This window comes from Marinibacterium profundimaris, assembly GCF_002210095.1.
Classification (GTDB): Bacteria; Pseudomonadota; Alphaproteobacteria; order Rhodobacterales; family Rhodobacteraceae; genus Marinibacterium; species Marinibacterium profundimaris.
Genome location: NZ_AQQR01000040.1, coordinates 1 through 13,466 on the forward strand (window position 1 = coordinate 1; position 13,466 = coordinate 13,466).

The 13,466-nt window shown below is 65.5% G+C and carries 14 protein-coding genes and 1 tRNA gene; 8 read left to right on the forward strand and 7 right to left on the reverse strand.

Annotated elements, in window-relative coordinates:
- The first annotated feature begins 185 nt into the window (after positions 1–185).
- Positions 186–662, forward strand: coding sequence for a hypothetical protein (locus ATO3_RS28725; RefSeq protein ID WP_143747414.1), 477 nt, complete (start codon positions 186–188; stop codon positions 660–662).
- Positions 663–975: 313 nt separating this feature from the next.
- On the opposite strand, the gene ATO3_RS27825 is transcribed toward ATO3_RS28725, so the two are convergent.
- Entirely contained in the window at positions 976–1,611 is a 636-nt protein-coding gene (locus ATO3_RS27825; protein WP_158218085.1) for a helix-turn-helix domain-containing protein, read from the reverse strand.
- Positions 1,612–1,733: 122 nt separating this feature from the next.
- Between ATO3_RS27825 and ATO3_RS27830 the strand changes: the two genes are divergently transcribed.
- Genes ATO3_RS27830 through ATO3_RS27835 form a run of 3 tightly spaced genes read left to right on the forward strand, consistent with a single transcriptional unit; the run spans position 1,734 to position 3,239 of the window.
- On the forward strand, positions 1,734–1,943 hold the full coding sequence (locus ATO3_RS27830; protein ID WP_088652986.1) for a hypothetical protein: 210 nt from the start codon (positions 1,734–1,736) through the stop codon (positions 1,941–1,943).
- 10 nt (positions 1,944–1,953) lie between these two features.
- Positions 1,954–2,127 carry a hypothetical protein gene (locus tag ATO3_RS28945; protein WP_158218086.1) on the forward strand — a complete coding sequence of 58 codons (174 nt, stop codon included), beginning with the start codon at positions 1,954–1,956 and terminating at the stop codon, positions 2,125–2,127.
- On the forward strand, positions 2,112–3,239 hold the full coding sequence (locus ATO3_RS27835; RefSeq protein ID WP_088652987.1) for a tyrosine-type recombinase/integrase: 1,128 nt from the start codon (positions 2,112–2,114) through the stop codon (positions 3,237–3,239). Before ATO3_RS28945 ends, ATO3_RS27835 begins: the two co-directional genes overlap by 16 nt.
- Before the next feature lie 7 nt (positions 3,240–3,246).
- Here ATO3_RS27835 and ATO3_RS27840 read toward each other — a convergent pair.
- A tRNA-Lys gene (locus tag ATO3_RS27840) sits at positions 3,247–3,322 on the reverse strand.
- Between the two features lie 112 nt (positions 3,323–3,434).
- On the opposite strand from ATO3_RS27840, the gene ATO3_RS27845 reads away from it, so the two are divergent.
- The 4 genes from ATO3_RS27845 (at position 3,435) to ATO3_RS27860 (ending at position 7,845) form a co-directional block, all read left to right on the forward strand.
- Complete coding sequence (locus ATO3_RS27845) at positions 3,435–5,042, forward strand: PAN domain-containing protein (RefSeq protein ID WP_158218087.1); 1,608 nt, start codon at positions 3,435–3,437, stop codon at positions 5,040–5,042.
- A 127-nt stretch (positions 5,043–5,169) separates the two neighbouring features.
- Positions 5,170–6,006 (forward strand): diaminopimelate epimerase, encoded by an 837-nt coding sequence (gene dapF / locus ATO3_RS27850; protein WP_233152358.1) that lies wholly within the window; start codon positions 5,170–5,172, stop codon positions 6,004–6,006.
- Positions 6,003–7,259 (forward strand): tRNA (N(6)-L-threonylcarbamoyladenosine(37)-C(2))-methylthiotransferase MtaB, encoded by a 1,257-nt coding sequence (mtaB, locus tag ATO3_RS27855; protein ID WP_088652989.1) that lies wholly within the window; start codon positions 6,003–6,005, stop codon positions 7,257–7,259. The genes dapF and mtaB overlap by 4 nt, the downstream gene beginning before the upstream one ends.
- A 307-nt stretch (positions 7,260–7,566) precedes the next feature.
- Complete coding sequence (locus tag ATO3_RS27860) at positions 7,567–7,845, forward strand: hypothetical protein (protein ID WP_143747416.1); 279 nt, start codon at positions 7,567–7,569, stop codon at positions 7,843–7,845.
- Positions 7,846–8,059: 214 nt separating this feature from the next.
- Here ATO3_RS27860 and ATO3_RS27865 read toward each other — a convergent pair whose 3' ends face one another.
- The 5 genes from ATO3_RS27865 to ATO3_RS27885 all read right to left on the reverse strand — a co-directional run bounded on the left by ATO3_RS27865 (position 8,060) and on the right by ATO3_RS27885 (position 13,417).
- The gene (locus ATO3_RS27865; RefSeq protein WP_088652991.1) at positions 8,060–8,926 is read right to left on the reverse strand and encodes a cytochrome c1; all 867 of its coding nucleotides are present in this window, start codon (positions 8,924–8,926) and stop codon (positions 8,060–8,062) included.
- An 18-nt stretch (positions 8,927–8,944) separates the two neighbouring features.
- Positions 8,945–10,297: a cytochrome b gene (locus tag ATO3_RS27870; protein WP_088652992.1), complete on the reverse strand. Its 1,353-nt coding sequence runs from the start codon at positions 10,295–10,297 to the stop codon at positions 8,945–8,947.
- A gap of 11 nt (positions 10,298–10,308) precedes the next feature.
- Positions 10,309–10,884 carry a ubiquinol-cytochrome c reductase iron-sulfur subunit gene (petA, locus tag ATO3_RS27875; protein ID WP_088652993.1) on the reverse strand — a complete coding sequence of 192 codons (576 nt, stop codon included), beginning with the start codon at positions 10,882–10,884 and terminating at the stop codon, positions 10,309–10,311.
- Positions 10,885–11,043: 159 nt separating this feature from the next.
- Positions 11,044–12,810: a hypothetical protein gene (locus ATO3_RS27880; RefSeq protein ID WP_088652994.1), complete on the reverse strand. Its 1,767-nt coding sequence runs from the start codon at positions 12,808–12,810 to the stop codon at positions 11,044–11,046.
- Positions 12,811–12,814: 4 nt separating this feature from the next.
- Positions 12,815–13,417, reverse strand: coding sequence for a glutathione S-transferase (locus ATO3_RS27885; RefSeq protein ID WP_088652995.1), 603 nt, complete (start codon positions 13,415–13,417; stop codon positions 12,815–12,817).
- Positions 13,418–13,466: the final 49 nt, after the last annotated feature.

Consider the following 13,466-nt stretch of genomic DNA (forward strand, 5'->3'; position numbering starts at 1 on the left):
CTGCCGGATATGTCTCAGGTTAAAGGTCTGAGGCTCTAGGCGCTCTGGAGTTCAGTCGTGCCGTCCTGCGCGGCGAAACGGGACGCGTCCTAATCGAGCTAGAGGAAGAGCCCGATCTTGTTGCCAGTATTGACTCGATCCGAGACCGTACGGAGCCGTCGGCCGACGAACGGCGCGATGCCCTCATGCGCGAGGACCTTCTAGCCCGATACAGAAAGCGAACCGGGCACCTTCAACGCGCTCTTCAGATCCTGCTGACGGAGAGGCGGATTGTCGAAAATTATGGCTATCAAGATCAACTTCTCGCGGAAGCGATAAAATGGCTGATGCGCCCTAACTTACATCACCGCGAGCCGGGCGACGTTGCGCTACAGGCATGGCCGGGACTTGGAAACCAACAGCCAGTCATTACTTTTGATGTACCCGCAACCGCAATGGAGAAGCTCTACGCTAAGCACGACGGAAATCGTGCTTATATCCGAATGGGTGAGATTGGCGGCACATTGATAGCAGACCTCGATCCGGACATCGTCGCGCGACGATTTATGCCGGAACTAGCTCTACGGATAATCACTTTCACAGAAAACTGTAAAATGTCTGACACCAGCGTCCTCGAGTGCATTGATGTACCGCTTAACCAGTGGTTAATAGGATTAAATTAAGGAAATCAGAAATGTGCGATCACGTCAACTGTTTGTCCGCAACAATTCATCGGAGTGATCCCTGCCTTTTGATGCTGCTCTCACCCTTTCCCTTTGGTTCAGCTAGCAAAGCTAACTGCTAAGGCCTGGCCGTGAGCCTTCGCTGCGAACGACTTGTCCGTCCGCTATGAACGGCCTCGCCCTCCGCTCGCCTCGATTGACCGATTGCTTTGGTCTAAGATTGCGCATGGGTGAGACCAGGAACAAGGCATGCTACAAGCCGCGCAAGTCCGCGTCATTTGCGAGGCAAAGACTTAGGAGCGCCGCGCAAAACTCACAGCGGCGACAAGCGCCCTTCCAGACCCTCATCGACGTGCTTCTGCCAAGCCGCTTCATCCCGCTCATACTGCTCGTATTGATCTTCCCCATATGACTCAGCGTCCGGCGGCGCCGGGATGTTTTCCGGATGAAATTTGTACACCATCTCGCTCGCGACCATCTCATCGACCAGGCGCTTGTCGATCATGAGCCCGCGCTCCTGCGCATAGCCGATCGTTTCATTGATGATCTTCTCCTGCCTCGAAAGGGGTATCCCCTTGTAGTCGGTCAGGAGAACGCGAAGCATCCAGATCGTCGTGGACACGACCCGCTCGTACCCCTCGCTTGACGGGCGGCCGGTCAGGATCTCGTTCAGATCAACGCCGGTGTACATGTTCAGGCGGACGAGCGCCTCGGTCGGGATCGATCGCTTCCCGCTTTCATAGGCGTAGTAGCTCCGTGGTGTGATATCCATCATCTCCGCCATCTCGGTCTTGGTGAAGCCGCGCTTCTTCCTGAAGCGTTCGAGGTTGGCGTGGGGCTCCACCGCGAGCGCGGCCGCCAGGGCCTCCTCCTGGCTTTGGGCTTCCTCCTCTTCCTCGAAAGCACGGGCATACTCGTCCGGGTCGACCGGGGTGAATTTGAACGCCATTGTCACGGCCTCGCGGGATAGGAACAATCGTTCCGGCAATTGTGCCCGAAAAAAGAAAGCCTGTGAAGCTGTGCATTTGGCTGGTAGCATCAGCCCGACAGCGTATGAAACCGGAGGCACCGATGTCGGAACTCTTGATGGAAGGGAAAACCCCGGAGAACTGGGCGAAGCAGTTGCTCGAGCACGGTGTGCGGGTGTCGCCGCGCCTCATCCGCACGAGGGCGCGTGAGACCGGCAACTACTACCAGCTTGGCAACCTGATGCTCCTGTCTCCGGAACAGATCGAGGCATTGCTGATGCCGGGGCGGCCCCAGGCTGACCAGAGAGCCTGAGGAGGCGAAGATGGCGGCAGAGAAGGCACGCATCACGCAATCCGAACTGACCCGATACCTGAAGGCGTATCGGGATGCCGGGATCCCCATCGGGCGTTCGGAGATCAGCCGCGACGGCACCGTCGTCATCTACACGGCCACGCCGAAGGCGCAGGAGGAGGAGAACCCGTGGGATCAGGCCTGAAACGGAGCCGCCAGTATCCCGGCGCGACCTCCTATTTCGACCGGCACGGCAAGCGCCGCTGGCGCTTCCGCAAGGGCGGCTTCTCGGCCGAGCTTGGATCGGATTACGGCTCAGAGGATTTCATCCGGCGATACGAGGCTGCGCTGGAGGGGCGTCGGACGCGCGGAGGCGTTGGCGCCGGCCGCGCGAAACCCGGCAGTGTCGGTCTGCTCGTCTCGAAATGGTACCGATCGCAGGACTTCCTGGCGCTCGAGGCATCGACGCAGCGCGTTTACCGCGGTGTGGTCGAGAGCTTTCGCCAGCAGCACGGCGACAAGCCCGTGCACCTGATGCAGCTCCGTCATGTGCAGGACCTTCTGGCTGCCAAGGCGGACACGCCTGCAGCGGCCAACAACCTGCGCAAGAGGCTTATCCAGCTTCTGGACTATGCGATCACGCTGGAATGGCGGGCCGACAACCCGGCACGCGCCACGAAGCCCTACAAGGTCGCCACGGAGGGCTTCCACACCTGGACCGAGGCAGAGATCGCGAAATTCATCCAGACGCATCCTGAGGGCACCGAGGCGCACAGGGTGATGACGCTGATGGCCTACACCGGGGCGGCCCGCGTGGATGCGGTCCAGCTTGGACCCTGGAACATCAAGGATGGGCGGTTTCAGTACCGTCGCCAGAAGACGAAGAAGACCAACGGGCGCCTGATCTCGATTCCCGTGCATCCGGACCTGGCGGCGGTCCTGGCCAAACTGCCGTCCGACCGCCCCTACATCTCCACGAGGCGCGGCACGGCGCGCACAGCGGCCGGCCTGGGCAATCTCATGCAGCGCTGGACCCGGGAGGCAGATTTGCCCGCCTGCTCCTCTCACGGCCTGCGGAAGGCCTGTGCGCGGCGACTCGCGGAGGCTGGAGCAACCACGAACCAGATCGCGTCTGTGACGGGCCACAAGACGCTGGCGCTTGTGCAGCACTACACGGCTGCGGCAGAACGCGAAGGATTGGCTGATTCAGCTTTCGAGAAGCTGCTCGCACGTCCGAATGGAGAACAAAATCTGGCGAACCTTCCTGATTGGTTCGCCAATATCGACACCAAGTCCCTTAAAGGAAAGGAAAACTGATGTTCAGTGGTGAGCCGTGCAGGATTCGAACCTGCGACCCACTGATTAAAAGTCAGTTGCTCTACCAACTGAGCTAACGGCCCACAGGGGGGCTACCTACCCATGGTGCCTGGGGCCGTCAAGGCCTCATTTGTAGACTTTTTCCCGGAATGTCCCCAAGTTAAGAAAAAGAAAAAACAGAGCAGTGAGGCAAGGATGCGGCGACACCTGCAGCGCATGTGGGGTTTCACCGTCGTGGTGGCATGGCTGAGCGGCCAGGCCATGGCGGGGACGTTGGACGATTCGGAACTTCGGTTCTGCGACTGGCGCTTTTCGGGCGCGGTCGAGGCCGGCGATCTTGCGGCTTTCGACGCGATTCCCGCCAGCCCCCGCGGTACGACCCTGTGTCTCGACAGCACGGGCGGCGACATGGCCGAGGGGCTGAAGATTCTGACCCGCGTGCGCGATGCCCATATCCGCACCCGGGTCCTGCCGGGCCACGCCTGCCAGGGCGCCTGCGCGCTGATCTTCCTGGGCGGCGCGACCGAGGATGGCGCGGGGCTGGTGCGCTTTCCGCATCGCGAGATCTGGGCCGGGGCGCGGCTGGGCTTCTCCGGGGCCGGGGCGGCCGTGGACACGGCGCTGGACATGGTCGAGGGTCTCTTTGCCCTGAAAGTGACCGAGGAGCAGGGGCATCGCCTGCTTGAGGATCACCTATTCCTGCAGATCCTGCGCCACCGCGGCAGCGACCCCTACATGATCGACACGGTCGGCGATGCCTATCTGTCGAATATCCCCGTCATGGGCGTGGCCGCGCCGGATCCCATAGGGGCCGAGCAGATCACCCATATCTGCGACGCGGTCTACCTGCGGTACCGGCTGCATGACGGCACCGCCGGACCGCTCGACACCGATTTCCGCAACACGGCGCACAGCATCTCGAATCTGCGGCGCAACCGGATCGGGCCGATCCGGGGCGCGGTCGCGGCCGGCGAGGACGGCACGATCCACGGCTATGCCGGGCCCTACTGGGCCGGCTCGCGCTATTGGCAGCGGGAATGCTACGTCACGATTCGCCCCGATGATGTGGCCGCCTATGGCGGGGACAATGCCGCATTGGGAATCACCGGCATCGCGGTTGAGTTCCGCGATCACGGCGGCGCCGACCGCGACGTTGCGGCCTTCGATCCCGAAAGCTGGCTCTCGGGCACGCGGCTGGTCGGCGCCTATGACGTGCCGCCGCTGCTGATGCATCCGTTCCACGCAAGGCTCGACGACCTGTCGCCGACCGACACTGCCATGGCCGCCCGGGCCGAGGGCGGGCCGGCCCTGCCGCCGCCGCCGCCGGACTTCGTGCGGTTTGACGGGATGGACCTGGCCGGCGGCGACCTGGAGACGCTCAGCGCGGTCCCTACGGGTGAGGCCTGCCTGCAGGCCTGCCGCGAGACCGGGGAGTGCGACGGCGCGACCTATGACCGGTGGAACGAAATCTGCTTCCTCAAGGACCTTGGCCAAAGCAGCAACACCTTGTCGAAACAGCCGAAATCCGAGGTCTATGCCGTCGGCGCCCGGATCGACGCCCTGCGCCCGGCACAGGCCGACCCCGTGATCCTGCGCCGCCCCGGCAAGGGGTTCTTCGACCGCCCCGCCTTCTATTTCCAGGGGCAAAGCTTCGACGATTGCGCCACGCAATGCCTTGAGGACGACGGCTGCAGCGGGTTCAATTTCGTGACCGAGACGGGCGCCTGCCAGGTTTTCGACCGGCCGGGCGAGTATTTCGACCGGGACGGGACCGAGGTCGGGCTGAAGGTGCAGCCGTTCTGACGCCGCTCTGCGGGTCTGACAAGGCGCGGCGGCGCAGGGCGGCGCCAGGCGGGCGCGGGAGCGCGCGACAGACATGTCGGGGCGGACCTGCTCGCCAAGGCTGGATTGCCGCCGCCAGGGTCGTTATATGCCGCCCATGCGCGACACCGGCGGTTGGACCTTCATGAAGATGCACGGGCTCGGCAACGATTTCGTTGTCGTGGATGCCCGCGCGCGCCCGATCGACATGACGCCGGCCCTGGCCGCGGCGCTGGCAGACCGGCATCGCGGCGTGGGCTTCGACCAGCTGGCCGTGATCACCGAGGGCGCATCGGATGCGCATCTGACGTTCTACAACGCCGACGGCTCGCTGTCGGCGGCCTGCGGCAACGCCACGCGCTGCATCGCCCGTCATATCATGGACGAGACCGGGCGCACCGCCCTGCGGCTGACCACCGACCGCGGTGTCCTTCTGGCAGAGGAGGCCGGAGGGGGTCTGACTTCGGTCAACATGGGGCCGCCACAGCTCGACTGGGCCGAGATCCCGCTGGCACGCGAGATGGATACCCTGCACCTGCCGATCGAAGGCGACCCGGTCGCCACCGGCATGGGCAACCCGCATTGCACCTTCTTCGTCGCCGATGTCACGGCCATCGATCTGGCGCAGTTCGGGCCCGAACACGAACATCACCCGCTGTATCCCCAGCGCACCAACGTCCAGGTCGCGCAGCTGATCGGCCCGGACCGTCTGCGGATGCGGGTCTGGGAACGCGGGACGGGGATCACCCTGGCCTCGGGCTCGTCCTCCTGCGCCACCGCCGTCGCGGCGGCACGGCGGGGGCTGACGGGGCGCCGGGTCGAGGTCGTGCTCGACGGCGGCACGCTGATCGTGGACTGGCGCGACGACGGTGTCTGGATGACGGGCGGCACGGCCCATGTCTTCGACGGCGTGCTGACGCCGGCCTTCCTGGAGAGCCTCGCATGAGCGCGCCGAAATTCACCACGCTGGGATGCCGGCTGAACGCCTACGAGACCGAGGCGATGAAGGCGCTGGCAGCGGAAGCGGGCGTCGGCGACGCGGTGATCGTGAACACCTGTGCCGTGACCTCGGAAGCCGTGCGCAAGGCGCGGCAGGAAATCCGCCGTCTGCGCCGCGAGAACCCGGGCGCACGCCTGATCGTTACCGGCTGCGCCGCCCAGACCGAACCCGAGACCTTTGCCGCCATGGCCGAGGTCGACCGCGTGATCGGCAACACCGAGAAGATGACGCCCGCGACCTGGGCCGGCATGGCCGCCGATTTCATCGGCGAGACCGAGAAGGTGCAGGTCGACGACATCATGTCCGTGACCGAAACCGCCGGCCACCTGATCGACGGCTTCGGCACCCGCGCGCGCGCCTACGTGCAGGTTCAGAACGGCTGCGACCACCGCTGCACCTTCTGCATCATCCCCTTCGGCCGGGGCAATTCACGCTCGGTCGCCGCCGGGGTCGTCGTGGATCAGATCAAGCGGCTGGTGCAGAAGGGTTATAACGAGGTCGTTCTGACCGGGGTCGACCTGACGTCGTGGGGCGCCGACCTGCCCGGAGAGCCGCGCCTGGGCGACCTGGTGATGCGGATCCTGAAGCTGGTGCCGGATCTGCCGCGGCTGCGGATCTCCTCGATCGATTCGATCGAGGCGGATGACAACCTGATGCAGGCCATCGCCACCGAGCCGCGCCTGATGCCCCACCTGCACCTGTCGCTGCAGCACGGGGACGACCTGATTCTCAAGCGGATGAAGCGCCGGCACCTGCGCGACGACGCCATCGCCTTCTGCGAGGAGGCGCGGCGGCTGCGGCCCGACATGACCTTTGGCGCCGACATCATCGCCGGGTTCCCGACCGAAACGCAGGCGCATTTCGAAAACTCGCTGCGGCTGGTCGAGCAATGCGACCTGACCTGGCTGCACGTCTTCCCCTATTCGCCGCGTCCCGGCACTCCGGCGGCGCGGATGCCCCAGGTCGACGGCCGCGCCATCAAGGCACGCGCCGCGCAGTTGCGGGCCGCCGGTGCGACACAGGTCGAACGGCACCTGCAGGCGCAGGTCGGCCGGACCCATGACATCCTGATGGAAAGCCCCACGCTGGGTCGCACCCGGCAATTCGCCGAGGTTACCTTCGCCAGGCCGCACGAGGCCGGAGAGATGGTGAACGCCACGATCTCGGGCTACGAGAACGGCAGTCTGACCGCCGCCTGACAGGCGTCCTGACGGGCGGCTCCGCCACGGCCGCCGTTCGGGAAACGGACCTGACCCTGCCGGCCCCGTTTCGGTTCGCTGTGACAGCATTGCATCGTTTTCATACCGATTTTCGGTACCATGGAACCCGACCAGGCCCGCTCGAAGGCGCCGGCCCGCGGGCGGCTATCCTTTGAAAAAACCGAAAAATCTCGCTTGCGTTCTTTTTCGAGATTTCCTTCCCGGTGTGACACGCTTCACAGACCCCACGGCGTGGACACGTTTATCTGGTTTCAGACGTTACAGGTACAAGTTCGGGAATGTTGAAATGAGTGGGATGTCATCAGAATACGAAGAAGCCGTCGCCCGGTTCGAGGAACTCAAGGCGCGCGAGGCCCTGTGCCGGACCAAGCTCGACGCGCTGAACCGCATGCTTCACCGGCTGAGCCCCAGCGATCACCTTTTCGGAGGCGTGCTGCGCTCGGTCTCCAAGTGGAACTGCGAACAGATCCATACCAATGACGCCCTGTGGGAGGCCTTGTCGGAGATGAACCGCTGCGCCCAGGCCAATACCGGCGAGCGCCCGCGCCTGCGTGTGATGAAGTAGCGCCGGCCGGGCCGTTGGATAATGGGGCGTCATGGCCACGGCGTTCCGATGGAGTGCGCTCGGCCCCGGGACCCGCCTGGCTGACGGGGAGGGCCCCCCGGAACAGAACAGGCTGCGGTCCGGTGCCTGTCCCCCACCCTGGTGCCGGATGCAAAAAGGGCGTGGAAGAGATCTCTTCCACGCCCTTCAGCTGTCTTTTGGGAGGCCCCTGCGGTCAGGCCGTCTCCTTGCCTTTCACCGGCGCCCAGATGCGCTTGTTGGTGAGGTAGAGAAGCACCGAGAGGATCGCCAGGAAGACGACGCCGGTCAGGCCGGCCTGCTTGCGCGCGGCCAGCTTCGGCTCGGCTGCCCACATCAGGAAGGCGGCGACGTCCTCGGCCTCGTGGTGGAGATCGTTGGAATGGCCGTCGGCATATTCCACGTCCTCACCGTAAAGCGGCGGCGCCATGCCGATCCACGAGCCCGGCACCATGTGGCGGCCGTGTTCGTCGATGCATTCGGCCGGGAAGCCGCCTGCCGCGAAGGTGGTGTTGTAGCTGCCGGGGAAGTCCTCGGGCGCGCAGGCCGGCGGGTCTTCGTAGGTGGTCAGCAGCGACACGATGTATTCCGGGCCGCCGATCCCCTTGAAGAACTGGTTGATCCCCAGGCCATAGGGCCCGTGAAAGCCTGCGCGGGCCTTGGCCATCAGGCTGAGGTCCGGCGCGTCCATGGCGTTGTTCGCGGGGAAATGGTCGTTCTCGGACAGGCCGCGCAGCTCTCCCGCGTCGGGGTCATAGAGGTGCATGTTGGCGCCTTCGTCCATGATCGGGAACGACAGGGCGTAGGCGCGCACCTGATCCGCGGGCAGACCCGGGCCGCCTTCGTCGGCCAGGGTCCGGAAGGGCACGTAGCGCAGCCCGTGGCAGGCCGAGCAGACTTCGGTGTAGATCTGCAGACCGCGTTGCAGCTGGTTCTGGTCATAGGTGCCGAACGGACCATCGAACGAGAAGCGCACGTTCTCGATATGGCCGCTTTCGCCGGCGGCCAGTGCGGCCATGGGCGAAAGGGCAACAGCCGCACCGATAAGAAGATTTCTGAACATCATGATCGTCCTTGTCTCTTATTCGGCCGGGGTGGCCTCGGGGGCCGCACCTTTGCCGGCGTCGGCTGCCTTGGGGTAATGCGCGTTGAAGTCGTCCTCGATCGTCTCCGGCTGCGCCTCGGGCTTCTCCAGCACGCCGAGCAGCGGCAGGATGACCAGGAAGTAGGCGAACCAGTAGGTCGCGCCGATCAGCGAGATGCCGGAATACGGCGGCTCGGCCGGCATGGCGCCACACCACATCAGGACGATGAAGTCGATGATCAGCAGGTAGAACCACCACTTGAACTGCGGACGGTAGCGGCCCGAGCGCACCGAGGAGGTATCGAGCCAGGGCGCCAGCGCCATGACCGCGATCGCGCCGAACATCGCCAGCACGCCGAAGAACTTCGCGTCGACGATGCCGCCGGTCAGGAAGCTGACGATCTGCACCAGCCAGACGTCCGCGGTGAAGGCGCGCAGGATCGCGTAGAAGGGCAGGAAGTACCATTCCGGCACGATATGCGCGGGCGTCGCGAGCGGGTTCGCCTCGATGTAGTTGTCGGGGTGGCCGAGGTAGTTCGGCATGAAGCCCACGATGGCGAAGAATATCACCAGCACGACGGACAGACCCACGAGATCCTTGATCACGAAATAGGGCCAGAACGGCAGCGTGTCCTTCTTGGCCTCTTCCTTCGATCCGCGGCGGACATCAACACCGGTGGGGTTGTTGTTGCCGGTCGAGTGGAAGGCCCAGATGTGCACGATCACCAGGCCCGCGATGACGAAGGGCAGAAGATAATGCAGCGAGAAGAAGCGGTTGAGCGTCGCGTTGCCGACGGCGGGTCCGCCCAGCAGCCAGGTCTGGATCGCCTCGCCGACAAAGGGGATGGCGCCGAAGAGCCCGGTGATCACCGTGGCGCCCCAGAACGACATCTGGCCCCAGGGCAGAACGTAGCCCATGAAGGCGGTGCCCATCATGCACAGGTAGATCAGCATGCCGATGATCCACGTGATCTCGCGCGGGGACTTGTAGGATCCGTAGAACAGGCCGCGGAAGATGTGGATGTAGACGGCGACGAAGAACAGCGAGGCGCCGTTCATGTGCAGGTAGCGAAGCATGAAGCCGCCGTTCACGTCGCGCATGATGTGCTCGACGCTGGCGAATGCCATGTCCACGTGGGGCGTGTAGTGCATGACCAGCACGATGCCGGTGATGATCTGCAGCGCCAGGCAGAAGGTCAGGACGATACCCCAGATCCACATCCAGTTGAGGTTCTTGGGGGTGGGGATCATCAGGGTGTCATAGAGCAGACCGATGACGGGAAGGCGGCTTTCGACCCACTTCTCGCCCTTGGTCTTCGGCTCGTAATGATCGTGCGGAATTCCGGACATGAGAAGCTTCCTTATCCCAGTTTGATCGTCGATTCGTCGGTGAAGGCGGCCACGGGAACCGGAAGGTTCTCGGGCGCCGGTCCCCGGCGGATTCGACCAGCGGTGTCATAATGCGAGCCGTGGCAGGGGCAGAACCAGCCGCCGAAATCGCCGGCATCGCCAAGCGGAACGCAGCCCAGGTGGGTGCAGACACCCATCATCACGAGCCATTCCTCGGAATTCTCGTCGCCGGGCGCCGGGAGCGCGCGGTTCGCATCGGTCGCCTCGGCGCCGACGGACAGGTTTTCGTTGCGGGCGTCCGGATCGGGCAGCTCGCTGATCGGCACCTCGCGTGCGGCGTCGATCTCCTCCTGGGTGCGGCGCCGGATGAAGACCGGCTTGCCGAGCCACTTAACCGTCAGCTGCGTCCCCGGTTGGACGCCGGACACATCGACCATGATGGAGGACAGCGCCTGCACATCGGCCGATGGGTTCATCTGGTTGACCAGCGGCCAGATGGCCGCTCCCGCGACCACCACACCGGCGCCGGCCGTGGTATAATAAAGAAAGTCTCTCCGGGAACCTTCGTGATCATCTGCGTGGGACACGGGCCTTCGTCTCCGATTTCAGCGCCCCGGGCTCGGGGGCGGTTCACCTTTCGCCACGGTCATCAGGGACATGGCGCCTCAACGCGGTTGCATAATGCCGCAGGAGGCTTACGTCCAGCGGTCATAGGCGCGCAGGTCGGTCACGGTGGCCGAGATGCGTCATTTTCCGAACGAAGCCTTGTCGATCAAGCCGAGCATCTCGGCACGGGACTCGTCAAGCGCGGCGACCATCTCGGCGCGCAGCGTGTCGCGCGACAGCGTCTCTTCGAGTTTGACAAGCAGGAAATCCGTGCCCACGCCGACGGCCAGCCCGCCGACCACGCCGCCGATCACCGCGCCGGCCACGGTGCCGATCCCCGGCACGACCGATCCCACCAGACCGCCCGCCGCGGCCCCGGCCCCCGCGCCGGCGCTGCCGCCGACGCCCTTGGAGGCCGCGACCTTGATCGCCGCTTTCGCCGCGGCCTTGGTCACGCCCTTGGCGCCCAGCTTTGCCACCACCGCGCCGGTCAGCGCCCCGGCCAGCCCCGCGCTGCCCCCCGCCACCGCCAGCCGCGTCTGCAACCCTTCGGCGATCCGGTCCGCCAGGCCAACGCCGTCCAGTCCCAAAATCACCGGCGCCTCGGCCCGCCCGGTCACCGCCACCGGCTGTCCCGGATCCAGCGTGACCTGCCGCGATGCCGCCATGGCCGTCAACTGCCGGGACAAGTCCGGCTGCAGCGCCGTGTCGAGGGTTTCCAGCCGCGCCAGTTCCGCGGTCAGCCCTGCAAAGGGATCGCCCTGCAACAGGTGTTCCGAGACCTTGCCGGCAAGATAGCCTTCGAAATCCCCGGCCAGCAGGTGGGCGATCTGGGCATATTCGGCGGGCAGCGAGTAATACCAGTCGAGGAACGGATCGATATTGGCGGCCATCGCGTCATAGCCCGTGTCGATCTGCCGGTGCAGCGTGGCGGCGGCATCGGGTGCAGCCTCGGCCTGCGCGGCGATCCGGTGGCCGGTCAGCGCGGCGATGGTGCCGGGTTCGAAGAACTGGCCGCCGATCTCCTCGACCTGGGTGACGAAGATTTCCGATGGCCGATCCGCGCGCGGAAGGCTGCGCAACAGGGATTCGCCCGCCGCGAGCAGAGGCGTGTAGAGAAACAGCAGGATCACGGTGGCCACCGCCGCCGCCCATCCCAGCGCCGCCGGCCCGGGCCGGTCCGTCCCCACAGGCGCCAGCGCCCGCTGCCGCGCCTCGGGCGGCAGCAGGAAGGCCGCGACCAGCCCGGCGGCCGTCCAGACCAGCGCGAGGTTGCCCAGAACGGCGATCGCTCCGGCCGCCAGCCGCCCCCAGTCGCCCAGCACCGAAAGCTGGCCAAGCGCGAATTCCTCCAGCAGTCGCCATTGGGTGCCGATCAGGACCGCCTGTTCGACCAGCGCACTGGTGAAAGGGCCCGGCGGCATCGCGGCCGGGGCGCCCCGCAGCAGAAGGTAAAGGCCAAGCGCCAGCAACGCGCCGAAGATCCGCCCGGCCGTCACGCGGGCATGCACCCGGAATTCCGGCGCGATCTGCCCGCCCGCCAGCCTGTCCCACAGCGCCGCGCCCAGCGGCACGGCCAAGGCGGTGACCGCCACGGCCGCCCATTCGGCGACACCCTGTCCGATCAGCCGCACCAGCAGCAGAAGAGCCAGGACCAGCGCGACCAGCAGGGCCAGCGCCAGCCGCAGAACCGGTCCCGACAGCCATCGCCGGGCCCAGCTGTCCCGGTCCAGCACCTGCAGCATCCTCTGCCGCCGCGCCGCCGCCCCATGCGCGCCCACCAGAGCCAGCGGCAGGGCGATCACCACACCGGCCAGCCCGAAGGCCCAGGCCCCGAGGCCCGGTGCCACCCGCGCAAAGCCCCAGAGCAGCGCGAACAGCGCCAGCGCCGCGATGCCGGCCCGCATCGCCTTAGGGCGCCGTGGCCTGCATGCTGTCACGCTTGGCAAAGGTCTCGTACCAGGCGGTCAGCTCGGGTCGGCCGGTGCGCCAGTCGCGGTCGCCATGGCGGAAATCCAGGTATCCCAGCGCGCAGCCCACGGCGATCTGCCCGATATCCAGCGGCCCGGTCAGGTGCGGCATCCAGCGCGACTCGATGGCGCTCAGCGCGCGGTCCACCTTGGCCCGTTGCGCCTCGACCCAGGGGGCGAATTGCTTGTCCTCGGGGCGCACGCGGCCCTCGTAGACCATCAGCACCGCGGCATCGAGGATCCCGTCCGCCGTCGCCTCCAGCGTCAGCTGGTCCCATTTCCCCGGCCCCTGCCGATACAGCTTTGCGCCCGCCCGATCGTCGAGAAAGGCGCAGATCACGCGGCTGTCGTAGATCGTCGGGCCGGTATCGCGCTCCAGCGCGGGGATCTTCGACAGCGGGTTCTTCGCGACCAGCGCGTCCGAAGGCTCCAGCGCGGTGATCGAGAGCGGCACGAGCTCGACATCGTCAAGCTGGCCGGTTTCGTGCAGGACGACCATGACCTTGCGGACAAAGGGCGAGGCGGGGGATTGATAGAGCTTCATGCGCGATCTCCTATGATGGTTGTCCAGCAGGACATTGATTTTCTTTGAT

Excerpts from the sequence above, each read along its gene's own strand:
- ATO3_RS28725 (WP_143747414.1), top strand. The coding sequence starts at position 186 with ATGCGCGAGGACCTTCTAGCCCGATACAGAAAGCGAACCGGGCACCTT.
- ATO3_RS27825 (WP_158218085.1), bottom strand. The coding sequence starts at position 1,611 with ATGGCGTTCAAATTCACCCCGGTCGACCCGGACGAGTATGCCCGTGCT.
- ATO3_RS27830 (WP_088652986.1), top strand. The coding sequence starts at position 1,734 with ATGTCGGAACTCTTGATGGAAGGGAAAACCCCGGAGAACTGGGCGAAG.
- ATO3_RS28945 (WP_158218086.1), top strand. The coding sequence starts at position 1,954 with ATGGCGGCAGAGAAGGCACGCATCACGCAATCCGAACTGACCCGATAC.
- ATO3_RS27845 (WP_158218087.1), top strand. The coding sequence starts at position 3,435 with ATGCGGCGACACCTGCAGCGCATGTGGGGTTTCACCGTCGTGGTGGCA.
- dapF (WP_233152358.1), top strand. The coding sequence starts at position 5,170 with ATGCCGCCCATGCGCGACACCGGCGGTTGGACCTTCATGAAGATGCAC.
- mtaB (WP_088652989.1), top strand. The coding sequence starts at position 6,003 with ATGAGCGCGCCGAAATTCACCACGCTGGGATGCCGGCTGAACGCCTAC.
- ATO3_RS27860 (WP_143747416.1), top strand. The coding sequence starts at position 7,567 with ATGAGTGGGATGTCATCAGAATACGAAGAAGCCGTCGCCCGGTTCGAG.
- ATO3_RS27865 (WP_088652991.1), bottom strand. The coding sequence starts at position 8,926 with ATGTTCAGAAATCTTCTTATCGGTGCGGCTGTTGCCCTTTCGCCCATG.
- ATO3_RS27870 (WP_088652992.1), bottom strand. The coding sequence starts at position 10,297 with ATGTCCGGAATTCCGCACGATCATTACGAGCCGAAGACCAAGGGCGAG.
- ATO3_RS27880 (WP_088652994.1), bottom strand. The coding sequence starts at position 12,810 with ATGCGGGCCGGCATCGCGGCGCTGGCGCTGTTCGCGCTGCTCTGGGGC.
- ATO3_RS27885 (WP_088652995.1), bottom strand. The coding sequence starts at position 13,417 with ATGAAGCTCTATCAATCCCCCGCCTCGCCCTTTGTCCGCAAGGTCATG.